The organism is Xanthomonas sp. DAR 34887 (genome assembly GCF_041245805.1).
Lineage (GTDB): Bacteria > Pseudomonadota > Gammaproteobacteria > Xanthomonadales > Xanthomonadaceae > Xanthomonas_A > Xanthomonas_A tesorieronis.
On record NZ_CP162490.1, the window covers coordinates 222,501 to 245,107 of the forward strand.

Here is a 22,607-nt window from a genome sequence, read left to right on the forward strand (position 1 = left end):
CGCTTGAGAGAACTCGGGTGAAGGAACTAGGCAACATGGCACCGTAACTTCGGGAGAAGGTGCACCCTTTTTGGTGGCTCGTGCGAGCTATAGCTGAAGAGGGTCGCAGAAACCAGGCCGCTGCGACTGTTTATCAAAAACACAGCACTCTGCAAACACGAAAGTGGACGTATAGGGTGTGACGCCTGCCCGGTGCTGGAAGGTTAATTGATGGGGTCAGCCGCAAGGCGAAGCTCTTGATCGAAGCCCCAGTAAACGGCGGCCGTAACTATAACGGTCCTAAGGTAGCGAAATTCCTTGTCGGGTAAGTTCCGACCTGCACGAATGGCGTAACGACAGCGGCGCTGTCTCCACCCGAGACTCAGTGAAATTGAAATCGCTGTGAAGATGCAGCGTTCCCGTGGCAAGACGGAAAGACCCCGTGAACCTTTACTATAGCTTTACACTGAACGTTGAGTTCGTCTGTGTAGGATAGGTGGGAGGCTATGAAACTGTGGCGCTAGCTGCAGTGGAGCCATCCTTGAAATACCACCCTGTCGTGCTTGACGTTCTAACCTAGGTCCGTAATCCGGATCGGGGACCGTGTATGGTGGGTAGTTTGACTGGGGCGGTCTCCTCCTAAAGAGTAACGGAGGAGCACGAAGGTACGCTCAGCGCGGTCGGACATCGCGCACTGTGTGCAAAGGCATAAGCGTGCTTGACTGCAAGATCGACGGATCAAGCAGGTACGAAAGTAGGTCTTAGTGATCCGGTGGTTCTGTATGGAAGGGCCATCGCTCAACGGATAAAAGGTACTCCGGGGATAACAGGCTGATACCGCCCAAGAGTTCATATCGACGGCGGTGTTTGGCACCTCGATGTCGGCTCATCACATCCTGGGGCTGTAGTCGGTCCCAAGGGTATGGCTGTTCGCCATTTAAAGTGGTACGCGAGCTGGGTTCAGAACGTCGTGAGACAGTTCGGTCCCTATCTGCCATGGGCGTTGGAGATTTGAGAGGGGCTGCTCCTAGTACGAGAGGACCGGAGTGGACGAACCTCTGGTGTTCCGGTTGTCACGCCAGTGGCATTGCCGGGTAGCTATGTTCGGAAGCGATAACCGCTGAAAGCATCTAAGCGGGAAGCGCGCCTCAAGATGAGATCTCCCGGGACACAAGTCCCCTAAAGGAACCATGTAGACTACGTGGTTGATAGGTCAGGTGTGTAAGTGCAGCAATGCATTGAGCTAACTGATACTAATGATCCGTGCGGCTTGACCATATAACCTCAAGTTGCTTCCTCAAGAAGCAACCCTTAGCACGACACACGTCGATAGCTATCCAAACGCTCGCTACGTCACACCCTATGAGAGGCTGGCGCCCATGCCGTCTTCGGTCCAACAACCGAATACCGCACGTGGCGACACTCCAACCGTCTCCCTGGTGAAATTAGCGCTGTGGAACCACCCGATCCCATCCCGAACTCGGAAGTGAAACGCAGCTGCGCCGATGGTAGTGTGGCTCAAGCCATGCGAGAGTAGGTCATCGCCAGGGGCTTTACCCCGAATCCCCGTCCCCCAAGGACGGGGATTTTTTATTGCGCGTGAGAAAAGCTACAAATCAACGTGGAGCTCCATCCCGACCCGCCCGTTGGGTGGGCCGCCGTCGGGAAGAGCCATGACCGCCCAACGATCTGACGCTTTTGCGACGCCTGATGGCCGGCTCCGCTTTGGCACTAGTCGCGCTCCGCGCTCACTACACTACCGTCGGTGGGGTCTGCATAGATTTCCATCCGCTGGCCCGTCGCGTTGTCTCCCTTCGCTTTCCACAAGCCGTCGTCGTACTCGAGGTCGTGCAACTGCGAATACCCTGCGGATGTCAGCGCCGCGCGCACCTCGGCTTCGCTCAGTTTCGACGGCGCGCCTTCCGCGTAAATGCGACCGCCGTGTGCACCGACCCGCACATCGCCGCGCTTGCCGTCGCCGCTGGTGGCTTCGGTCTTCCAGAGACCGTCTTCGAATTTCAGCTTGTCCAGCTTGGTGTAACCCTGTTCGCCCAGCAGGGCCTTTACCTGCGCCTGGGTGAGCACCGCGCCGCCTTGCGCTGGCGCTTGCGCATGGGCGCTGCCGACGGCCAGCGCGAACGAAAGCGACACCGCCAGCAGGGGGCGCGACAGGATCTTGTTGGTGTGGTTCATGACGTTCTCCGTTTTGACCAGAGCCGTCATGCTCCCAACCGCGGGTTCTGCAGCAAGTGAATATGCGCGCGCTACGTTCAGCTTGCGCCGTCGAACTCAGCGCCCGGCATCCAGCAGCCAGATCTCGACCCGTTCGTTGCGCGCCTTGGCTGCCGCATCCTCGCCGCCGACCAGCGGGCGGGTGGCGCCCAGTCCACGCGCGCGTTTGACCACGATGCCGCGCTGGGACAGATAGGCGGCGACCACGTCGGCGCGGTCGTTGCTGGCGATGGTCGGATACAGGCGGTTGGCCGTGTCCGGCGTGGCGAAGCCGATGACGCCCAGGGCGCGGCCGCGCATGGCCGGCTGCTGCATATAGGCGATCACGCGGTCCAGGTCCTGCGCGCTGCGCGCCTCGAACATCGAGTTCAACGACTGCAGGCTGAAACGCAGGGTGGTGGTCAGGCGCTGCCCACCGGCGCCGGCCTGCAGGTAGGCATCGGTCTGGCGCGTGCCCGGGCTTGCCGTTTGGCTTGGATCGGGCGCGATGCTCATCGGGATCGGCCCGATCCGGCGTACGACCTGCTGCGCCTGCGCGCCGACCGAATACAGCGCCAGGCTGCGGCCGAGCGCCGACATCATCTGCCCGCCGTACAGGCTGTAGCGCTGCACCAGCGGATAGTCTTCGCCACGGATGTTGGCCGGCGTGGGCAGCACCGCGATGCCGCCGTCGGCGATGGCGAGTGCACGGGTGCCGGCCGGTAATGGCGTGGTCAGCGCGACGATCGCCAGCGCCGACGGGTGTCCGGTCACGGCCTGCGCCGTGTCGGCCAAGCTGGAATGGATGTGTTGCGAAGCGGCCCGTGCCGTCGCCGGCAGCGACAGGCGTTCGCGCAGGAAATCGCCCACTCCGCTGCGTTCCGCGTTGCGCTGCACGTCGATAGGCAGATCGGCTCCACCGAGTTGCGACCAGCGCGTCAGCCGCCCGCTGAGGATGTCGCGCAATTGCGCCACGCTGAGCGAGGCCAGCGGATTGTCGGCGGCGACCAGCACGCGCACGCCGTCGAGGGCGAGGACGAAGTTCTGGTCGGGCGAGGACAGATCGCCAAGCTGCCAGGCGGCATCGCGTTCGCGCGCATCCGGCGCGCGCGCCAGCATCGCCAGTTCGGCGTCGCCACGGATCAGATCGGCGAAACCGGCGGCCGAGCCTGCGCCGCCGATCTCCACCACCAGCGGTGCGTCGTCGCGCAGTGCGGAGATTTCCAGCGTCGCCGCATCGACGCGGCGGCGCTGGATCTGCCGATAGCCGATGCTCTGCAACCAGGATTCGACCAGGGCCGGCATCAGCTGCGCGCCGATACTGTTGGAGCCATGTACGCGCAGGCGCTCTGCTTGCTGCGCGGCGGCGGACGGGATGGAACACAGCACTGCGGCACCCAGCAACAGCAGGTGCAAAACGAACCGCGACATCGGATCCCCCCAGGATCTGGCCAGGCGGCAGTGTTGGCGACAGGCGTGACATGGCAGTGACTGTGAGCGCGGTCACGCGATATCTGTGGGCACAGCAGCGCGGCGATTGCGCGTGCGCATCTCGCGGCCAGGGACGGTGTTATTGGCCGCGATGGCTTGCGGGTCGCGGAACGGAGCATGCAGAGGTGTCATCCAGCCTGCGCGGGCTGGCTGCTATGGAGACGTTATCCAGCCCGGACCTGGCGGGTGCGGATACCGGGCATTTCGACTCGGAGACAACACTAGATGGGAGCGAATCCGGATGGCCTTTAGCCGATGTCGCGACGGGCGTTCTCGTGAAGCTGCAAGTTAGGCATGTCGTTTTCCTGTCGCGGCTGAAGCCGCTCCTACAAGAGCATGGTGCATGTTGTAGGAGCGGCTTCAGCCGCGACAGGAAAACGAAGCGGCAGTGATGCCAGCCAAGGCAGCCACGGCAAACCCGCACGCAACGCTACCGATCCGTCGCCAACGCGTCTTGCCACTTCACGGCATCGAACGCCTCAATGTCGCGCCCGCCGCCTGCGCGCTTTGGCGGCTCGCAATGTATCGACATGCTTTTGAGCTATTAGAGGTGCTCTGCCCTCACTCCCACAAACGGCGAACGGTGCAGAAGAACCGCTCGCGGTATCGCTCAGGCCGACAGCTGCGCGCGCTTCGCCGCCGCCTGCGCCCAGCGTGCGGCGACCAGCGGCGAGGTGATGCACACCGCGCTGTCGGTGACGGTGGTCACCGCGCGCTCCAGCAGCTGGATGTCGGCCTCGTGCTGGCGCGCCACGTGCGGGTCCTCGAAGAAGATCGCGCGTTGGCAGCGCCGCTCCAGCACGCGGTCGGCGATTTGCGCATCGCCGCCCATCGGTCCGCTCTGGTAGCGGTGCACCCAGTCCTGGCCCTGCGGCCAGCCGCGGCTCCAGGCCAGTTCGTTGAGGCGCTGGCCGGTGGTGCCGGTGGCCACGCGCTCGGCGAAGCGCGACAGCAGGTCGAAATGTTCGCTGGCGAAGGCCAGCATCTGCGGCTTCATCGCATCGTGCGCGATCAGCGCCAGGGTGTGCCGTTCCAGGGCGTGCAGGTCGTCGGCGCCGGCGTCGGCCGCCAGCCCGGCGTGCACGCGCTCCATCTCGATCCAGTCGCGGGCGCTGGCCACGGTGGAGATGAAGGGCTTGCCGTGGATCACGCATTGCCGCTTGAGCGCGATGGCTTCGGGAAAGATCGACGAGGGATCGACCGGATCGATGAAGTAGATCGCGCCGTCGAGGGTGCGTTCGGCGCCCTCCAGGCCCACCACTTCGGCGACCAGTTTCATCAGCCCGCCTTCGCGGCCGAACGGATAGCGCTTGAGGTCCGCGTAGCCGGACAGCCAGCCGGCGCGCGCGATTGCCTCGTGGGTACGGCCGACCGCGTGCAGGCCGAGCTGCAGGTCGCGGATGCCGGCCTCGCAGGCGCGCAGCCAGCGGAACAGGGCGGCATCCTTGCCCTGGTGGTGCAGTCGGTTGGCGGCCAGGCCCAGGCGCATACGTCGATCCGTGCGAAGAAGGGATCACAGTCTGCGCCGGATCGCGGTATGGACTCAATCGTCGGTTTATCGCCCTGCGCCAGGCCCGCGTCGACCAACCGCACGCCTGCAATCGCCAACCCCGACTACTCGAGCATCTGCTTCGCCCGCGCTGCCAGCACGCTCATCTGCGGCTTGTCGGTGCCGTCCTTGTTCTGTTGCAGATTGAACGCGTAATCGGTCTTCCACCAGGCGCCGGCGGCCCACGCGGTCCAGCCCAGCCACACGTCGGCGTTGTCGTGCACGTAGCCGAGCATGTCGTCCAGCGCCGCCATGCAGGTGGCGTTGCTGCTGGCGCCGAATTCGCCGAGGAAGCCCTTGTAGCCGTTGGCCCGCAGCCAGGCGGTGAAGCCCTGCAGTTTCTCCGAGCCGATGGTGGCGCTGACGCAGTCGGCGCTGGTGCCGCTGTAGTCCTGGTCCAGGTACTGATGGACTTCGAACATCAGGTTTTCGACCGGGTCCTCGATCGCCACCAGCGATTGCGCGTTGGAGATGCCGTACCAGGTGCTGTTCCAGCTGTGCGCGCCGGTGAACGCGGTGCCTGGCACCAGGATCACGTTGTAGGCGCCTGTCTCGCGGATGGCGTCGATCGCCAGCTGCGCGGTCGTGGCCCAGTCGCCGGAGGACATGCCGTTGGGCTCGTTCATCAGCCCGAAGATCACCGTGTCGTCGTTGCCGAAGACGATGGCCAGGCGCCGCCACAGGTCGGCCAACAGGCTGGCCGGCGTGCCATCGCTGCCGAGGCGCACGCCGTTGTACTTGGCGTAGTTGTGCACGTCCAGGATCACATGCAGACCGTGACTCTTGGCGCGACTCACGGCGGTGCGCAGATAGCCGAGTTGCGCGGCATCGAGTTCGCCGTTGGCGCCGGGCTGCAGGCGCTCCCACAGGAACGGCAGGCGCACGATGTTCATGCCTTGCGCGGCAACGTAGGCATAGTCGCTGTCGGCCGCATACATGTAGTCCTTGTAGACCACGCCCGGCTTCTTGGCGGAGTTGAATTCCGCGCCGGCCAGGTTGACGCCGGCGTAGTGCAACGGTTCCTGCGCGATGGCGGCGGCGGTGCAGGCGGTCAGCGCCAGGCACAGCGATCCGCGCAGCAGCCAGCGCGAAGGCGCAATGGAAGAGCAAGTGTGTCGCATGGAATTGCCTCGTGGGGGAAGGGCGAACGGACGTCGCCGCCGCGATGGGGCGACGCTCGCCCTGATCGGTTGCAACCGGCATGCCAGAACGCATGCCGCGTCTCTCCACGATGTGGTGTGCGTGTGGCGCAGGTGTGTCGGCAGACGCGATGGCATGCCATCGTGCGTCGCTATCGAATGCGCTGCCGCGCTGGGCGCGGCGATGCCGGTGTCAGCGCGCCACGCGCTTGGCCCTGGACGACAGGATCGACATCTGCGGTCTGTCGCGACCGTCCGCGTCGGGTTGCACGTTGAAGGGATAGTCGGCGTTCCACCAGGCGCCCCCGGCCCAATAGCTCCAGCCCAACCACACGGCGCGGTGCTGCTCGATGTAGCCGAGCATGCCGTCCAGCGCCTGCCGGCAAGCGGCATTGTCGGCCGCGCCGAACTCGCCCAGGAAGCCGATGTGTCCGGTCTCGCGCAGCCAGTCGGTGAAGCGCACCAGGCGTTCGGCACCGATGCTGCCGCTGACGCAGGTGGCGCTGGTGCCGCTGGAATCGATGTCCAGATACTGGTGCACTTCGATGGCGGTGCGTCGCAGCGGGTCGTACAGCGAGGCGAGCGCGCTGGCGTTGGAGACGCCGCCGACGGTCGAATACCAGCTGTGCGCGCCGCTCCACAGCGCACCCGGCACCAGGATCAGATTGCGCGCGCCGGTGACGCGGATCGCATCGACCGCCGCCTGCGCGGCGGACGCCCACAACCCAGGCGCGATGTTGTTCGGCTCGTTCATCAGGCCGAAGATCACCGTGTTGTCGTCTTTGAACTCCAGCGCCAAGCGCTGCCACAGATCGCTGAAGGTCTTGATCGGCACGTCTGTGCCGCCGATCTTGTGGCCGTAGTAGCTGGCGTAGTTGTGGATGTCCACGATCAGGTGCATGCGCTGCGCCTTGGCCTGCTTCACCGCCGCCTTGATCAAGGCCAGTTGCGCCGCGTCCAGCCGTCCTTGCGGACTGGGCTGCAGGCGTTCCCACAACACCGGCAGGCGCACGATGTTCATGCCCTTGCCGGCGAAATAGGCGTAGTCGGCCTCGCGCGGATAGAAGTAGTCGACGTTGACCACGCCGGGCTTCTTGCTGGAGCTGATCTCCGCGCCGGACAGATTGACGCCGGCGAATTTCAGCACGCCCTGCGCGTGCAGTTGCGGCGGCACGGCGAGCAGCGAGAACAACAGCGCCCGGCGCAGTGCGCGCAGGCATGGCGGTGGATGGGCCATGGGGAGCCTCCTTCTGCATCAGCGGGGGGGGAGACTCGGCCAGGCGGATCGCGGGCTGGCCGAGCTGATGGCAAACGGTGTGCTTGTTCGCACCGTAGTGCATTCCCGGTTCCGCCACTACGACCGGCATGCGTGCATGCGCGGATCTGTGCAGGGCTTGGCATGGCCAACGCGCACTGGTTCTCTGTCGGTCATCGCCGCCGCGCCGCATGCGGCGGCGTACGCGGTGTTGTCTGCCCGCTTCTGCGGGTGATTCGCAACGGCGCGCCGGACGAGTGTCCGGCAGCGCCTGCGTGCGCTACTTCCCGGTCACCTTGCGCGCGTGCTTGGACAGGATCGACATCTGCGGCTTGTCGCTGCCGTCCTTGTTCGGTTGCACGTTGAACGGGTAGTCGTTCTTCCACCACGCGCCGGCCGCCCACCAGGTCCAGCCGACGATCACGTCGTTGTTCTGCTCGATGTAGCTGAGCAGGCCTTCCAGTGCCTGGTTGCAGACGGGGGTGTCGGCAGTGGCGAACTCGCCGATGAAGCCGACCTTCTTGTTTTCGCGCAGCCAGCTGACGAAGCCGGCCAGTTTCTCGGCGCCGGCGGTGGCGCTGACGCATTCGCCCTTGGTGCCGCTGTTGTCCTTGTCGAAGTACTGGTGCGCTTCGAAGGCCATGCGGTTGCCCGGATCCTTCAGCGGCTGCAGCGCCACCGCGTTGGAGGTGCCGTAGTAGGTGCTGCGCCAGCTGTGCGCGCCGGTGTAGGCGGTACCCGGGACCAGCACCAGGTTCTTGGCGCCGGCCTTGCGGATCGCGTCGATCGCCGCTTGCGCGGCCGTGGCCCAATCGGTGGAGGACACCGCGTTGGGCTCGTTCATCAGGCCGAAGATCACCGTGTCGTCGTCCTTGAATTCGGTCGCCAGGCGCCGCCACAGGTCGGCGAACACCGCGGCCGGCGCGCCGTCGCTGCCGATCAGCGCGCCGTTGTACTTGGCGTAGTTGTGCGGGTCCAGGATCAGGTGCATGTGGTTGGCCTTGGCCTGCGCCACCGCCTTCTTGATCTGCGCCAGCTGTGCGGGATCGAACTCGCCCTTGGCGGTGGGTTGCAGGCGTTCCCACAGGAACGGCAGGCGCACGATGTTCATGCCCTTGCCGGCAAAGTAGCTGTAGTCCGCCGGACCCGGATAGGTGTAATCCTTGTAGAGCGTGCCCGGCTTCTTGCCGGAATTGAATTCGGCGCCGGACAGGTTGACGCCGGCGTACTTGAGCACGCTCTTGCCGTTCTGGGCGGATGCGCTGAAGGCGGCGGCGAGCAGGAGGACGGTGGAGGCGGCGGGGCGTAAACGCGACGACCAGAGAGAGGAAAGCGACATGGGGAGCGTCCTTGGGGGAGGGAGGATGCCGTTTTTTGCCATTGGGGGAAGCAGCCGGCGGTGCAAGGGTGCGCGGATCGCAGCCGCGCGGCCAGCCTAGGCGCTCGTGCGTTAGCGCGTCATTCACTCGGGCGAAAAACGGCGTTGGGCGCGTGGCGATTCAGGTGCAATCCCCGCTCCGTGGCGCATGGATGGTAGGCGTGGTTTAAATGGCCTGCGTGGGCGCATCCACCGGGCGTTTTTGTAGGAAGGGCTTCAGCCCCGACAGAGAGCGAACCAGGCGGACTGCGACTCCGCTCGTCGCGACTGAAGTCGCTCCCACAGGGGGTTCTATGCCCGGCGAGTGCACTTGTGGGATGGGGGCTCAGCTTTGACGGATCGTCGAGCCGCATGGTTTCCGGCTTCGCTCGTCGCGGCTGAAGCCGCTCCTACAGGGGACCGCGGTGCTTGATGCGTGCACTTGTGGGAGGGACTTCAGTCCCGACGCGACCATGCCGACGTCGTGGAGGGGCAGCGGATGCCGGGCCCAGGACGAGTGCCGCTGCATCGCCGTCAATCCGCGCAAACCTTCTGCCCGGCCGCGCGCAGCCGGGCATGCAACGACGTCGCTTGGATGCGCTCGATCTGGCTCACGCCGCGGCCTGGGTGGTGACCGGCAGGCGGTTGCCGATCCATTCGGCGATGCTGGCGGCCGCGTCGCGCCCTTCGGCGACCGCGGTCACCACCAGATCCGCGCCGCGCACCGCGTCGCCGCCGGCGAACAGCTTCGGATTGGTGGTCTGGTACGGCAGGCGGCCGCTGCCATCGGGGTCGCTGCCGCCAGCCAGGATGCGGCCGTTGACAGTGCCTTCCACGCCCTGCGCGGCCAGCCATTCGGGCACGCTCGGCGAGAAGCCGAAGGCGATGATCACCACGTCCGCATCCAGCAGCGATTCGCTGCCTTCGACCGGCACCGCCGCCTGGCGCCCGCGCGCATCCGGCTCGCCGAGACGGGTCTGCACCACGCGCACGCCGACCAGGTTGCCGGCGGCATCGGCTTCCACCGCCAGCGGTTGACGGTTGAACAGGAAGCGCACGCCTTCCTCGCGCGCGTTGGCCACTTCGCGCGCCGAGCCGGGCATGTTGGCTTCGTCGCGGCGATAGGCGCAGGTGACCTTGGCCGCGCCCAGGCGGATCGCGCTGCGCACGCAGTCCATGCCGGTGTCGCCGCCGCCAAGCACTACCACGCGCTTGCCGCTCAGGTCCGGCAGGGCGATCTTGTCTTCCCAGCCGGCGATCGGCCGGCCCCAGGGATCGTCGCCGCTGACGATGCGGCTGTTCTGCACCAGGAACGGCAGCGCCGGCAGCACGCCGGGCAGGTCCTGGCCGGTCAGGCCGCCGTCGGTGTAGCGGTAGGCGCCGGTGCCCAGGAATACCGCATCGTACTCGCCAAGCAACTGCTCCAGGCTGATGTCGCGGCCGATCTCCACGCCCAGGCGGAACTCCACGCCCATGCCTTCCAGCACCTCGCGGCGCTTGCCGATCACGCTCTTGTCGAGCTTGAAGCTGGGGATGCCGAACTGCAGCAGGCCGCCGATCTGTTCGTAGCGGTCGTAGACCACCGCATGGATGCCGGCGCGGGCCAGGCGGTCGGCGCAGCTGAGCCCGGCCGGGCCGGCGCCGATCACCGCCACGCGCTTGCCGGTGGCCTGGACCTGGCTCAGGTCCGGGCGCCAGCCGTTGTTGAGCGCGGTATCGACGATGTACTTCTCCACCGCGCCGATGGTGACCGCGCCGAACTCCTCCAGCGTGCAGCTGCCTTCGCACAGGCGGTCCTGCGGGCACACCCGGCCGCACACTTCCGGCAGCGGATTGGTGCTGTGGCACAGCGCCGCGGCTTCCTCGATGCGGTTCTCCTGCACCAGCTGCAGCCACTGCGGGATCGCGTTGTGCACCGGGCACTTCCAGCTGCAGTACGGATTGCCGCAATCCAGGCAGCGCCCGGCCTGGTACTGCGCGTCGGCCTTGTCGAATTTGCCGTACAGCTCGTTCCAGTCGCCGGACGTACGCAACTCCACCGGAATGCGCTGCGGCATCTGCCGGGGCAGGTCGAGGAACTGGAAGGCTTGCTTGCGGCTCATAGGGGCAGGGATTCGGGATTGGGGATTTGGGATTCGAGAAAGCGAGGGACTGGCGTCGGATCCGATGCGGGCTTGCTGTTCCCAATCCCGAATCTCGAATCCCCAATCCCTTCGCTGCGACGGGCCGCCATCAGGCGGCGCGCCGCAGCGATTCGGTCAACGACTCGATGCTCGCCGCCTTCGGCTTGACCAGCCAGAACTTGCCGACGTAGTCGCGGAATTCGTCGAGGATCTGCTGCGCCCAGATGCTGCCGGTCAGTTCGCGGTGGCGGCTGATCAGCTTGTGCAGGTGCTGGCGGTGGCTCTCGAAGCCTTCGGCGGAGATGCGATGGATGTCGATCAGCTCATGGTTGTAGCGGTCGACGAAATCACGGTCCACGTCGAGCACGTAGGCCAGGCCGCCGGTGAAGCCGGCGCCGAAGTTCAGCCCGACCTTGCCCAGCACCAGCACGATGCCGTCGGTCATGTACTCGCAGCAGTGGTCGCCGGCGCCTTCGATCACCGCCAGCGCGCCGGAGTTGCGCACGCCGAAGCGCTCGCCGGCGCGGCCGGCGGCGTACAGCTCGCCGCCGGTGGCGCCGTACAGGCAGGTGTTGCCGATGATCGCGGTGCTGCGCGCCTCGAAGCGCGCGCCGCGCGGCGGACGCACCACCAGGCGGCCGCCGGCCATGCCCTTGCCGACGTAGTCGTTGGCCTCGCCTTCCAGCTCCAGCTGCAGGCCGCCGGCGTTGAACGCGCCGAAGCTCTGCCCGGCCGAGCCGCGGAAGCGCAGGGTCAGCGGCGCATCGTCCATGCCGTGGTTGCCATGCACCCGGGCGATGGCGCCGGACAGGCGCGCGCCGATCGAGCGGTCGGTGTTGTGGATCAGGAAGCGATGGTCGCCGCCGGTCTTGTTGGCGATCGCGTCGGCGAGCAGGCCGTCCATCTGCGTGGCCAGGCTGTCCGGCGATTCGTACAGACGCTGCGCGGCGCAGTGGCCGCTGTCGTAGCGCACGTCCTTGAGCAGCCGCGACAGGTCCACGCGCACGCCTTCGCGCGGCGACACGTCAAGCTGTTGGAGCAATTCGGTGCGGCCGACGATCTCGTCCAGCGAGCGCGCGCCCAGGTACGACAGCCATTGCCGCACTTCTTCGGACAGCAGCTTGAAGAAGTTCTCCACGCGCTCGGGCAGGCCGACGAAGTGGTTGGCGCGCAGGCGCTCGTCCTGGGTGGCCACGCCGGTGGCGCAGTTGTTGAGGTGGCAGATGCGCAGGTACTTGCAGCCGAGCACGATCATCGGGCCGGTGCCGAAGCCGAAGCTGTCCGCGCCCAGGATCGCGGCCTTGACCACGTCCAGGCCGGTCTTCAGGCCGCCGTCGGTCTGCAGGATGGTGCGGTCGCGCAGGTTGTTGGCGACCAGCGCCTGGTGCGACTCGGCCACGCCCAGTTCCCACGGCACGCCGGCATAGCGGATCGAGCTGACCGGGCTGGCGCCGGTGCCGCCGTCGTGGCCGGACACGGTGATCAGGTCGGCGCCGGCCTTGACCACGCCGGCGGCGATGGTGCCCACGCCAGCATGGCTGACCAGCTTCACCGACACCAAGGCGCTCGGATTGACCTGCTTGAGGTCGTAGATCAGCTGCGCCAGGTCTTCGATCGAATAGATGTCGTGGTGCGGCGGCGGCGAGATCAGGCCGATGCCCGGCTTGGCGTAGCGCAGCCGCGCGATCAGCTCGTTGACCTTGTGCCCGGGCAGCTGGCCGCCTTCGCCGGGCTTGGCGCCCTGCGCGACCTTGATCTGCAGCACTTCGGCATTGACCAGGTACTCGGGGGTGACGCCGAAGCGGCCGGAGGCCACCTGCTTGATCTTGGAACGCTTGTCGGTGCCGTAGCGCGCCGGGTCTTCGCCGCCTTCGCCGGAGTTGCTGCGCCCGCCGAGGCGGTTCATCGCGATCGCCAGCGCCTCGTGCGCCTCGGGCGACAGCGCGCCCAGGCTGATCGCGGCGGTGTCGAAGCGGCGCAGCAGGTCGGAGGCCGGGGCCACCTGGTCGAGCGGGGTCGGTACCTCGGCGCGCTTGAGCTGCAGCAGGTCGCGCAGCGCCGACGGCGGACGCGCGTGCACCGCCTCGGCGTACGCGGCCCAGTCGGCCTGCTCGCCGCTGCGCGTGGCGCGCTGCAGGGTCATGACCACGTCCGGGTTGTACATGTGGTACTCGCCGCCGTGCACGTACTTCAGCAGTCCGCCCACTTCCGGCTTGAGCAGGTCGTTCCAGGCGCGCGCGGTCAGCTGCCGCGCCTCGGTGTCCAGCCGCGCCAGGTTCACCCCGCCGATGCGCGAGGCGGTGTCCGGGAAGCACAGCTGGACCACGTCCGGATCCAGCCCGACGATCTCGAACAGCTGCGCGCCGCGGTAGCTGGCGATGGTGCAGATGCCCATCTTGGAGATGATCTTGGACAGGCCCTTGTAGATGCCCTTGCGGTATTTGCGGCCGATCTGCGCCTGTTCGCCGCCCTTCTTCAGCAGCAGGATGCCGCGCCGGCCCAGGTCGAACAGGGTCTGGTAGGCCAGGTACGGATACACCGCGGTGGCGCCGAAACCGAGCAGGCAGGCCATGTGGTGCGGATCGCGCGCGGTGCCGGTCTCGATGATGAGGTTGGCGTCGCAGCGCAGGCCGGCACGCGACAGATGGTGGTGCACCGCGCCGGTGGCCAGCAGCGCATGCGCCATCGGCCGTTCCGGCACCGGGTAGCGGTCGGTCAGCAGCAGCATGACCTTGCCGTCGCGCACCGCCTGCTCGGCCTCGGCGCAGATCCGTTCCAGGCCGGCCTTGAGGCCTTCCTCGACGCTGTAGGACAGGTCGATCTGCGCATTGCGGGTCTGGTACTGCTCCATCTTCAGCAGCTGGCGCAGCTTGCGCTGGCTGAGCACCGGCGAATTGAGGATGACGTGGTTCACCGTCTCCGGGCCGGCATGGAAGATGTTGGTCTCCTTGCCGAGCTGGGTGGTCAGCGACATCACGCAGTCTTCGCGCAGCGGATCGATCGGCGGGTTGGTGACCTGCGCGAACGCCTGGCGGAAGTAGTCGTACAGCGGCCGGGTGTGGCGGCTGAGCACCGCCATCGGGGTGTCGTCGCCCATCGAGCCGGTGGCTTCCTGCTCGGTCTCGGCCAGCGGCCGCAGCACCTGCTCCACTTCCTCGGTGCTGAGCTGGAACAGCTTGTGGTAGCTGCGCAGGGTGCGCTCGTCGAACGGCTCCTCGACCAGCGAGGGGTCGATCAGCTCGGTCTGCAGGTAGGTCACGCCTTGCTGCAGCCATTGCTTGTACGGGGCGCGGCCGCGGTTGATGCGGTCGATCGCGTCCGAGTCGAGCAGGTCGCCGCGCTTGAGGTCGATGGCCATCATCTCGCCCGGGCCGAGCTTGCCCTTGCGGGTCACGCGCTCGGCCGGCAGCTCCCACACGCCCGCTTCGGAGGCGACCAGGAAATGGCGGTCAGAGGTCAGCATCCAGCGCGCCGGGCGCAGGCCGTTGCGGTCGAGCATGCACGCCGCATAGCGGCCGTCGCAGGCGACGATGCCGGCCGGGCCGTCCCACGGCTCGGTGTTGAGCCCGTAGAACTCGTAGAACGCGGCCAGGTCGGCGTCCTTGAACTCCAGCGACTGGGTCGCCGGCGGCACCAGGATGCGCAGCGCCTGCAGCAGGTCCATGCCGCCGGCGACCAGCAGCTCGAGCATGTTGTCCAGGCTCTGCGAATCGGAGCCGTGCATCGAGATCACCGGGTCGAACTCGGCGATGTCGAAGCGCGGCGTCTTCCACACCTTGCTGCGCGCCTGCGCCCAGTGCCGGTTGCCCTCAATGGTATTGATCTCGCCGTTGTGCGCGAGCAGCCGGAACGGATGCGCCAGCGGCCAGCGCGGCAGCGTGTTGGTCGAGAAGCGTTGGTGGAAGACGATGGCGCTGGAGGCCAGGTCGCTGCGCTGCAGGTCCGGGTAGAAGGTGCTGAGCTTGTCCGGCAGCACCATGCCCTTGTAGCTGATGCCGTTGGGCGAGAGCGTGGTGACGTAGAAGTCGGCGACGTCGCGCAGGCGCTGTTCGGCGCGGCGGCGCGCCAGGAACAGGGCCAGGGCGAAGCCATCGTCGCTGTGTTCGGCGCCGGCATCGACGAACACCTGCTCGATGTGCGGCAAGGTGTCCTTGGCCAGCTGCCCGCACACCGAGTCGTCGGTGGGGGTGACCCGCCAGCCGCGCGGCTGCACGCCGGCGCGGAGCAGTTCCTCTTCCAGCACCTGGCGGCAACGCGCGGCGCCGTCCACGTCGTCGCGCGGCATGAACACCTGGCCGGCGGCGAAGCGCGCCCCGACCGCGATGCCGGCGTCGCGCGCCAGCGCGCGCAGGAACGCATCGGGTTTGCGGATCAGCAGGCCGCAGCCGTCGCCGGTCAGGCCGTCGGCGGCGACGCCGCCACGGTGGGTCATCCGCGACAGCGCGGCAATGGCGGTATCCACCAAGGCCCGCGAAGGTTGGTCATCGAGTTGCGCGACCATGCCGAAACCACAGGCATCGCGCTCGTCTTGGGGGTCGTAGAGCCCGTGGCGGTTGCGGGGGGCCATGTCTGCCTCTGAAAAGCGATCCGAAGGAACGCGGCGACACTCGCCCCCGCTCTATCCTGGAGCGCATCTTGAGGTCACCGGAACATCGACTAAAGCACATGTTGGTGCGGTGCCGCAATACACGGTTGCAGCTGCAACCGTAGTGGCGGCAAGCGTCTTGCCGCCGCCACCGTGGACGGCGCCCGCGAGTGCCGCCGGACGGACCTCAGCCGCAGCGCACGCCGGTGATCTGGTTCTTGGCATCGACCTCGATATTGAGCCGTTCGCCGTCGAACTCCATGGTCACCGCCTGGTTGGGCTTGAGCACGCGCACGCTCTTGGCGCCGGTGTCGCTGCGCGCCTGGTCCAGCAACGCCTGTTCGGCGGCCTGGCCGACCAGGCCCTGCGCCTGCGAGGCATCGCAGGTGCCCACCGGCGGCGGCTGCGGCGCGCTGACCGGATCCGGGGCGGCGGCCTGCTGCGCGGCGGCCTGGGCCTTGGCCCCCACCTGTTCCTGCTCGTCCGGCGGCGGCGCGGTGCACGCGGCCAATGCCAGCGTCAGGCAGGCCGTGGCGATCAGGCCGGCGCGCGCGGACGCACGAGAAGAAAGGAAAGTGCTCATCGGGGCTCCTGGTCGGTGGAGGAAGACGGGTCCAGCATACGTGCAGAAGAATCGGACAAGTCGCGTTCGCCGCACGTTAACCGGTCGCCGTTGACGCTGCCTAGGCGCCGCGCTGCCGACAATCCCGGCTCCTCACCCGCTGGCGTCCCGATGTCCAACGCGTCCCGCACCACCGCCGCCACCGAGGCGGCCCGCGCGCTGCAGGCCAGACAGGCCGCCAGCAGTGCCGGCCTGGTCTATGTCAGCGACGAAGAGCCCGGCATCGCCCGCCGCCGCGCCGGCAAGGGCTTCAGCTACCGGTTGCCGGATGGCCGCCCGGTGCGCGATGCGCAGACCTTGCAACGCATCCGCCAGCTGGCGATCCCGCCGGCCTACACCGAGGTGTGGATCTGCGCCAAGCCCAACGGCCACGTGCAGGCCACCGGCCGCGACGCGCGGCGGCGCAAGCAGTACCGCTATCACCCCGACTGGGCGCAGGTGCGCGGCGACGGCAAGTTCGAACGGATCATGGCCTTCGGCCAGGCCTTGCCGCGGCTGCGCCGGCGCCTGCGCCGCGATCTGGCGCTGCCCGGCTATCCGCGCGACAAGGTGCTGGCGATGGTGGTGGCGCTGATGGCCGAGACCCTGGTGCGCGTGGGCAATGCCGAATACGCGCGCAGCAACCGCTCCTACGGCCTGACCACGCTGCGCAACCGCCACCTGGAATTCGTCAAGGGCGGCCGCGCGCGGCTGAAATTCCGCGGCAAGGGCGGGCAGGAGCACGACATCGAGGTCGACGACGTGCGCCTGGTCAAACTGATTCGCGGCTGCCAGCAATTGCCCGGGCAGGCGCTGTTCCAGTACCGCGACGACGACGGCCAACTGCAGCCGGTGGACTCGGGCGAGGTCAACGACTACCTGCGCGAGGCGATGGGCGAGAGCTTCACCGCCAAGGACTTCCGCACCTGGGGCGGCACCCGCGCCGCGCTGCAGCGGCTGGCGCAGCTGCCCTTGCCCGACCCCAGCAGCGAACGCGCGCTGAAGCTGGCGCAGAACGCGGTGATCCGCGAGGTGGCCGATGCGCTGGGCAATACGCCGGCGGTGTGCCGCAAGGCCTATATCGACCCGTGCGTGTTCGACGGCTGGCGCGGCGGCGAACTGCACGGCCTGTGCGAGCGCGTGCGCGGCGAGCGGCAGTGGGACCTGGCCACGCTGAACTACCTGGCGCGGGCGCGTGCTGCGACCCGCAAGGCGGTCAAGGCGGTCAAGGCCAAGCGCACCAAGAAGACGGGGTCCACGGCGGCGGGCGCCAAGCCGACGCAATCCGCCCGGCCGCGTCGGGCCGGCAGCCCGGCGGCCGGAAGCGCTGCGCGCTCACGCCGTCGCGCCTGATCGCAGCGCTGGCGCGGGCGGCGGCATCGCCGCAGGTCGCGGCACGGTCAAGGCGAACCTCGCCGGGTCCGCAGTTCACTCGGCGCCGCGCACCTTCAACCGCAATACAGCGTGGTGATGTTGTTGTACGGGCCGACCTCGATGGTCAGCCGATCGCCACCGCTCTCGCCGGCACCGCGCGATGCGCTGTCCACGCCGCTGGAGGTGGCGCCGCTGTCGCCCACGCTGCTGTTCACCACCTGCACCTTGAGGCTGTCGCTGTCGACGCGGGCGCGTTCGATGGTGGTCTGCGCGGCGGCCAGGCCCGCCGCGCCGCGGACCTTGTCGATATGGCACTGGCCGGAGATGACGCCGTCGATCGGCTGCACCTGGGCGACCTGGGTGGTGGCGCAGGCGCCGAGCAGCAAGCTGGCGGCGAGGGGAAGGGCGAGGGCGAGTGGCTGGCGGACCATGGAAGAGACTCCTTTGCGAATAGCGCGAGCGTGTCGCGGTGGATGTTTGCGTTGCATGAAGAGATCGGCGGCCGGCTTCACCCGACGTGGCCGTGTGCTTGGCCAGACTGTGGCTTCCCCAGCCAACCGGAGCCTGACCATGGCCACCTGCGATGTCTGCGGCAACGACTACGACAAGGCCTTTACCCTGACCCAGGGCGACCGCAGCGGCACCTTCGATTCGTTCGAATGCGCGATCCACGCCTTCGCCCCGCACTGCAGCCATTGCGACTGCCGCATCGTCGGCCATGGCGTGGAAGCCGGCGGCCGCATGTTCTGCTGCGCGCATTGCGCCCAGCATGCCGGCGTGCAGGGCGTCGCCGACCGCGCCTAGCGCGCTCGCGTCCGATCGCCCATCCCCCACCTTCTCCGATACGGCGCCATGCCGCGCCGCATCCCGTACTCCGGAGCAATGTCCATGGCTTCCAGCACCAAACGTCCTGCCGCGCCCACCAAGACCACGTCGTCCAAGCAGGCGTCCTCCCGCTCCGGCTCGGCCGCCGCCCAGACCGCGCGGCAACAGCGCGTCTTGCAGCGCGCGACCGATGCCGTCGAGGCGCAGTCGAAAGCCAAGGCCAAGAAGACCGCGCCGACCCAGGCCGGAGTGCGCAAGCAACCGGAGAAGATGCCCAAACAGCACTTGCGCAAGCCCGGCAAGGAGAAGGACCTGGCCCTGCAGCCGCGTTTCGAGGCGCCCGAGTACGTGGGCAGCGGCAAGCTGCGCGGCATGAGCGCCATCGTCACCGGCGCCGACTCGGGTATCGGCCGCGCGGTGGCGGTGCTGTTCGCGCGCGAAGGCGCCGACGTGGCGGTGCTGTATCTGGACGAGCACGAGGACGCGGAAGTGACGCGCGCGCACGTGGAGAAGGAGGGCCGGCGCTGCCTGACCATCGCCGGCGACGTGAAGGACCCGAAGTTTTGCGAGGACGCGGTGGCGCAGACCGTGCGCGCCTTCGGCGGACTCGACGTGCTGGTCAACAATGCCGCCTTCCAGCTGCATTGCCATGCGCTGGAGGACCTCAGCGAGGAACACCTGCAGGAAACCCTGCAGACCAACATCGGCGGCTATTTCCACATGGCGCGCGCGGCCCTGCCGCATCTCAAGCGCGGTTCGGCGATCATCAACAGCGGCTCGGAGACCGGCCTGTTCGGCAGCAAGTCCTTGCTCGACTACTCGGCCACCAAGGGCGCGATCCACGCCTTCACCATGGCCCTGGCCAGTCAGTTGCAGCCGCGCGGGATCCGCGTCAACGCGGTCGCGCCCGGCCCGGTGTGGACCCCGCTGAATCCGGCCGACAAATCCGCCGAGGACGTGGCCGAGTTCGGCAAGAGCAGCGCCATGGGCCGCCCGGCGCAACCGGAGGAATTGTCGCCGGCCTATGTGTTCCTGGCCTCGCCGATCACCGCCAGCTACATCAGCGGGGCGATCCTGCCGGTGATGGGCGGGCCGACAGGGTAGTGGGTAATGCGTTGAGTTGGTAAGTGGATGGGCGGGCTGGCGGTCGAGCCCTCGCCCCAACCCCTCTCCCGGTGGGAGAGGAGCTAGTCGGCTGTTCCTTCTCCCGTCGGGAGAAGGTGCCCCGAAGGGGCGGATGAGGGTACGGGCGTAGCATCGTGCACAAACTCCGCGAGACGCTTTCGCGCCGGACCCTCACCCCAACCCCTCTCCCGATGGGAGAGGGGCTTTGCTTACTCGGCTTCGGCCCAGCGCGCGAGGTTCTGCCGTACCGCGTCGATGCCTTCCCAGGGATCCTTGCGCCTGCGCTTCAGCTTGGCCGGCACCTCTCGCATCTTGAACGCGTCGGCACGGTGCAGCTTGGGCAGGTCGCTCCAGGCCAGCGGCATCGCCACCGGCGCGCCGGCGCGCCCGCGCAGCGAGTACGAGGCCACCGCGGTGGCGCCGCGGCCGTTGCGCAGGTAGTCGACGAAGATCCGCTTGTTGCGCAGGCGCTTGGTGGCGGTAGCGAGAAAACGCTCCGGCTCGGACTGCGCCAGCGCGTCGGCGAAGCCGTGGGCGAAGCGCTTGGTCAGTTCCCAATCGCACCCGGGATTGAGCGGCACCACCACGTGCAGGCCCTTGCCGCCGGAGACGCGCAGGAACGACTCCAGTTCCAATTGCGCCAGCAGCCTGCGGATGTCGGTCGCCGCTTTTTTGACCTCGGCGAACGGCACGTCCGGGCCGGGATCCAGGTCGAACACCACCCGGTTGGCCGAATCGGGCGCAGCCGCATACGAGCCCCAGGGGTGGAACTCCAGCGCATTGAACTGCACCAGTTCCAGCAGCCCGGCAGCGTCGTTGACCACCAGGTAGTAGGCATTGTTGCCGGCCTCTTCCTTCAGCCGTACCGAGGACACCAGGTCCAGCCCGGCAGTGTGGTGTTTCTGAAAGAAGCACGGGCGCTCGGCGCCATTGGGGCATCGAATGATCGACAGCGGCCGGCCGGCGATCTCCGGCAGCAGGTGGTCCATGACCGCGTTGTAGTAGTCCCAGACGTCCTGCTTGGTCGCGCCGATGTCGGGAAAGATGATCTTGCCGGGGCTGGACAGCGCCGGCGGCGTGCGGGCGCCGGCTTTGCCCGCGCCCACGGCACGGCGCTTGGCCGGTGCGGCCCGGGTGGGGGCGGCGGTCGCCGCCGGCGTCCGGTCCGAATCGAGCAGGTCGGCGATGTCCTTGTCGCGGCGTACCGCTTTCAGCGAGGCCTGGCGCAGCAGCTGTTGCCCGCCGATGCCGCGGTAGAACACTTCCACGACGAAGCGCGGCGCAAACCAGGTGGCCGCGCGCAGGTCGGTCTCGGTGGTCGGAACATGCGCGGTGGGCGTCGTGCCGCCGGCCTTGCCGATCAATGCGCCGACCTCGCGCAGCAGCGTGTCGGAGAAGCCCGATCCGACGCGGCCGGCGTACAGCCAGCCATGCTGCGGATCGGGCCTGGCCAGCAGCAACGAGCCGAAGCCGGAGCGGCTGCCCTTGGGCGCGGTGTAGCCGACCACGGCGAATTCGTCGGAGGCCAGCTGCTTGGTCTTGCGCCAGTCCTCGCTGCGCCCGCCGTGATAGCCGCGATCGGCGCGCTTGGAGATGATGCCCTCGAAATGCTGTTCGCCGGCGAGCTGGAAGGCTGCGTCGCCATCGCCTTCGACGTGCGAACTGAAGGCCAGACGCGGATCGTTGCCGCCCACCAGTTGTTGCAGCAAGGCCTTGCGCTCTGCCAGCGGTGCATCGGCGATGTCGATCCCGTCGATGTGCAGCAGATCGAACAGCGCCAGCGCCAGCGCGCCCTGGCGCTCTCCGGACAGCACCGCCTGCAGCAGGTTGAAATCCTCCTTGCTGCCCTTGCCGGCGATCAGCTCGCCGTCCAGCGCGGCGGACTTCAGGCCCAGTGCGGCGATGGCGTCACGGATCTCGGGGATCTTGTCGGTCCACTCGATCGCATTGCGCGACCACAGCCGTACCGTGCCGTCGGCGATGGTGGCCTGGATCCGGTAGCCGTCCCACTTGATCTCGTGAATCCAGTGTTCGCCCTTCGGCGGCGCATCGCCCAGCTTGGCCAGCTGCGCTTCGAACGGCCCGGCCGGCGCGGCGGCCTTCCTCGCCTTGGGCAGAGCACTGGCGCGTTTGGCCCAGTCGGTCTTGTTCTTCCGCCGCGGCAGCGCCACGGCGGTCAGTGTGTTCTGCTTGTTCGCCTTGCCGGCACCGGCGCGTTTGAGGTCCTCCGGCGGCGGCGCGGTCACGTCGGCGAGCAGGTCGTCGGCCTCCACGCTGCCGGCGAACGCGTCCTCGTCCTTGAACAGCAGCCATTGCGGCTGGCGCGCCGGCTTGCCGGAGCGCACCAGGTGCCAGCCGCCCTTGAGCTTGGTGCCGAACAACTCGAAGCGCAGGTGGCCCTTGGCCAGCTGCGCTTCGGGATCGCCGGCGGTGGTCCATACGCCGTGGTCGAACTGGGCGACGTGGCCGCCGCCGTATTCGCCCCTGGGAATTTCGCCCTCGAAGCCGGCGTAGTCGACCGGGTGGTCTTCCACCTCCACCGCCATGCGCTTGACCTTGGGGTCGTAGCTGGGGCCTTTCGGCACCGCCCAACTCTTCAGCGCATCGCCGACCTGCAGCCGGAAATCGTAGTGCCGGCGGCTGGCGTGATGCAGCTGCACCACGAAGATCGGGCGCTGTCCCTTGGGCAGCGCCTTGCCCGGCTCCGGTTCCTTGGTCTTGTCGAAGCTGCGTTTGCGGCGGTACTCGGCAAGGCTCATCGCGGGCCTGGCCGCGTTACTTGTTCAAGTGCGCGCGAACGGCGCTGGCGTTGGTGCCGACCGCCGCCACCGCGGCGCGCAATTCCTCGGCGGACACGTCCAGCGCCTTGGTCCAGTAGCGCAGTTCGTAGTCTTCGTTGACGTTGATGCGGTCGCGGTCCGGAGACCCGGAATTCTGCTTGTCGTCGCTCATGTCGATACTCCTGCTCACGGGGATGGAAACGCGCACGGCAC

Annotated in this window: 15 protein-coding genes and 2 rRNA genes (1 of these 17 only partly in view); 5 read left to right on the forward strand and 12 right to left on the reverse strand. The window is 67.5% G+C overall.

What is annotated here, in order from left to right:
• Nucleotides 1–1,257: ribosomal RNA gene (locus AB3X08_RS01010) — 23S ribosomal RNA — on the forward strand (it extends 1,623 nt beyond the left edge of the window).
• Between the two features lie 157 nt (nt 1,258–1,414).
• Nucleotides 1,415–1,529: ribosomal RNA gene (gene rrf, locus AB3X08_RS01015) — 5S ribosomal RNA — on the forward strand.
• 181 nt (nt 1,530–1,710) lie between these two features.
• On the opposite strand, the gene AB3X08_RS01020 is transcribed toward rrf, so the two are convergent.
• The 9 genes from AB3X08_RS01020 to AB3X08_RS01060 all read right to left on the reverse strand — a co-directional run bounded on the left by AB3X08_RS01020 (nt 1,711) and on the right by AB3X08_RS01060 (nt 16,272).
• Nucleotides 1,711–2,172, reverse strand: coding sequence for a PepSY domain-containing protein (locus tag AB3X08_RS01020; protein WP_369935605.1), 462 nt, complete (start codon nt 2,170–2,172; stop codon nt 1,711–1,713).
• Nucleotides 2,173–2,268: 96 nt separating this feature from the next.
• Complete coding sequence (locus tag AB3X08_RS01025) at nt 2,269–3,621, reverse strand: substrate-binding domain-containing protein (protein WP_369935607.1); 1,353 nt, start codon at nt 3,619–3,621, stop codon at nt 2,269–2,271.
• 670 nt (nt 3,622–4,291) lie between these two features.
• Nucleotides 4,292–5,170 carry a methylglyoxal synthase gene (locus tag AB3X08_RS01030; RefSeq protein WP_369935609.1) on the reverse strand — a complete coding sequence of 293 codons (879 nt, stop codon included), beginning with the start codon at nt 5,168–5,170 and terminating at the stop codon, nt 4,292–4,294.
• Between the two features lie 125 nt (nt 5,171–5,295).
• The gene (locus tag AB3X08_RS01035) at nt 5,296–6,351 is read right to left on the reverse strand and encodes a glycoside hydrolase family 5 protein (protein WP_369935610.1); all 1,056 of its coding nucleotides are present in this window, start codon (nt 6,349–6,351) and stop codon (nt 5,296–5,298) included.
• 211 nt (nt 6,352–6,562) lie between these two features.
• A complete protein-coding gene (locus tag AB3X08_RS01040; RefSeq protein WP_369935612.1) occupies nt 6,563–7,606 on the reverse strand; it encodes a glycoside hydrolase family 5 protein in 1,044 nt (347 codons plus the stop codon).
• Between the two features lie 298 nt (nt 7,607–7,904).
• Complete coding sequence (locus tag AB3X08_RS01045; RefSeq protein WP_369935614.1) at nt 7,905–8,963, reverse strand: glycoside hydrolase family 5 protein; 1,059 nt, start codon at nt 8,961–8,963, stop codon at nt 7,905–7,907.
• Nucleotides 8,964–9,592: 629 nt separating this feature from the next.
• The gene (locus AB3X08_RS01050; protein ID WP_369935616.1) at nt 9,593–11,083 is read right to left on the reverse strand and encodes an FAD-dependent oxidoreductase; all 1,491 of its coding nucleotides are present in this window, start codon (nt 11,081–11,083) and stop codon (nt 9,593–9,595) included.
• A 130-nt stretch (nt 11,084–11,213) separates the two neighbouring features.
• A complete protein-coding gene (gltB, locus tag AB3X08_RS01055) occupies nt 11,214–15,671 on the reverse strand; it encodes a glutamate synthase large subunit (RefSeq protein WP_369935618.1) in 4,458 nt (1,485 codons plus the stop codon).
• 205 nt (nt 15,672–15,876) lie between these two features.
• Complete coding sequence (locus tag AB3X08_RS01060) at nt 15,877–16,272, reverse strand: I78 family peptidase inhibitor (protein ID WP_369935620.1); 396 nt, start codon at nt 16,270–16,272, stop codon at nt 15,877–15,879.
• A 150-nt stretch (nt 16,273–16,422) separates the two neighbouring features.
• Between AB3X08_RS01060 and AB3X08_RS01065 the strand changes: the two genes are divergently transcribed.
• A complete protein-coding gene (locus tag AB3X08_RS01065; protein ID WP_369935622.1) occupies nt 16,423–17,643 on the forward strand; it encodes a DNA topoisomerase IB in 1,221 nt (406 codons plus the stop codon).
• 95 nt (nt 17,644–17,738) lie between these two features.
• Here the strand turns inward: AB3X08_RS01065 and AB3X08_RS01070 are convergent, their stop codons facing one another.
• Nucleotides 17,739–18,095, reverse strand: coding sequence for a hypothetical protein (locus AB3X08_RS01070; protein WP_369935624.1), 357 nt, complete (start codon nt 18,093–18,095; stop codon nt 17,739–17,741).
• A gap of 139 nt (nt 18,096–18,234) precedes the next feature.
• On the opposite strand from AB3X08_RS01070, the gene AB3X08_RS01075 reads away from it, so the two are divergent.
• Complete coding sequence (locus AB3X08_RS01075; protein WP_369935627.1) at nt 18,235–18,468, forward strand: hypothetical protein; 234 nt, start codon at nt 18,235–18,237, stop codon at nt 18,466–18,468.
• A 78-nt stretch (nt 18,469–18,546) separates the two neighbouring features.
• A complete protein-coding gene (locus AB3X08_RS01080) occupies nt 18,547–19,593 on the forward strand; it encodes an SDR family oxidoreductase (protein WP_369935629.1) in 1,047 nt (348 codons plus the stop codon).
• 230 nt (nt 19,594–19,823) lie between these two features.
• Here AB3X08_RS01080 and ligD read toward each other — a convergent pair whose 3' ends face one another.
• Entirely contained in the window at nt 19,824–22,373 is a 2,550-nt protein-coding gene (ligD, locus tag AB3X08_RS01085; protein WP_369935631.1) for a DNA ligase D, read from the reverse strand.
• A 16-nt stretch (nt 22,374–22,389) separates the two neighbouring features.
• Complete coding sequence (locus AB3X08_RS01090; protein ID WP_369935633.1) at nt 22,390–22,566, reverse strand: DUF3606 domain-containing protein; 177 nt, start codon at nt 22,564–22,566, stop codon at nt 22,390–22,392.
• Nucleotides 22,567–22,607: the final 41 nt, after the last annotated feature.

Excerpts from the sequence above, each read along its gene's own strand:
- AB3X08_RS01020 (WP_369935605.1), bottom strand. The coding sequence starts at position 2,172 with ATGAACCACACCAACAAGATCCTGTCGCGCCCCCTGCTGGCGGTGTCG.
- AB3X08_RS01025 (WP_369935607.1), bottom strand. The coding sequence starts at position 3,621 with ATGTCGCGGTTCGTTTTGCACCTGCTGTTGCTGGGTGCCGCAGTGCTG.
- AB3X08_RS01030 (WP_369935609.1), bottom strand. The coding sequence starts at position 5,170 with ATGCGCCTGGGCCTGGCCGCCAACCGACTGCACCACCAGGGCAAGGAT.
- AB3X08_RS01035 (WP_369935610.1), bottom strand. The coding sequence starts at position 6,351 with ATGCGACACACTTGCTCTTCCATTGCGCCTTCGCGCTGGCTGCTGCGC.
- AB3X08_RS01040 (WP_369935612.1), bottom strand. The coding sequence starts at position 7,606 with ATGGCCCATCCACCGCCATGCCTGCGCGCACTGCGCCGGGCGCTGTTG.
- AB3X08_RS01045 (WP_369935614.1), bottom strand. The coding sequence starts at position 8,963 with ATGTCGCTTTCCTCTCTCTGGTCGTCGCGTTTACGCCCCGCCGCCTCC.
- AB3X08_RS01050 (WP_369935616.1), bottom strand. The coding sequence starts at position 11,083 with ATGAGCCGCAAGCAAGCCTTCCAGTTCCTCGACCTGCCCCGGCAGATG.
- gltB (WP_369935618.1), bottom strand. The coding sequence starts at position 15,671 with ATGGCCCCCCGCAACCGCCACGGGCTCTACGACCCCCAAGACGAGCGC.
- AB3X08_RS01060 (WP_369935620.1), bottom strand. The coding sequence starts at position 16,272 with ATGAGCACTTTCCTTTCTTCTCGTGCGTCCGCGCGCGCCGGCCTGATC.
- AB3X08_RS01065 (WP_369935622.1), top strand. The coding sequence starts at position 16,423 with ATGTCCAACGCGTCCCGCACCACCGCCGCCACCGAGGCGGCCCGCGCG.
- AB3X08_RS01070 (WP_369935624.1), bottom strand. The coding sequence starts at position 18,095 with ATGGTCCGCCAGCCACTCGCCCTCGCCCTTCCCCTCGCCGCCAGCTTG.
- AB3X08_RS01075 (WP_369935627.1), top strand. The coding sequence starts at position 18,235 with ATGGCCACCTGCGATGTCTGCGGCAACGACTACGACAAGGCCTTTACC.
- AB3X08_RS01080 (WP_369935629.1), top strand. The coding sequence starts at position 18,547 with ATGTCCATGGCTTCCAGCACCAAACGTCCTGCCGCGCCCACCAAGACC.
- ligD (WP_369935631.1), bottom strand. The coding sequence starts at position 22,373 with ATGAGCCTTGCCGAGTACCGCCGCAAACGCAGCTTCGACAAGACCAAG.
- AB3X08_RS01090 (WP_369935633.1), bottom strand. The coding sequence starts at position 22,566 with ATGAGCGACGACAAGCAGAATTCCGGGTCTCCGGACCGCGACCGCATC.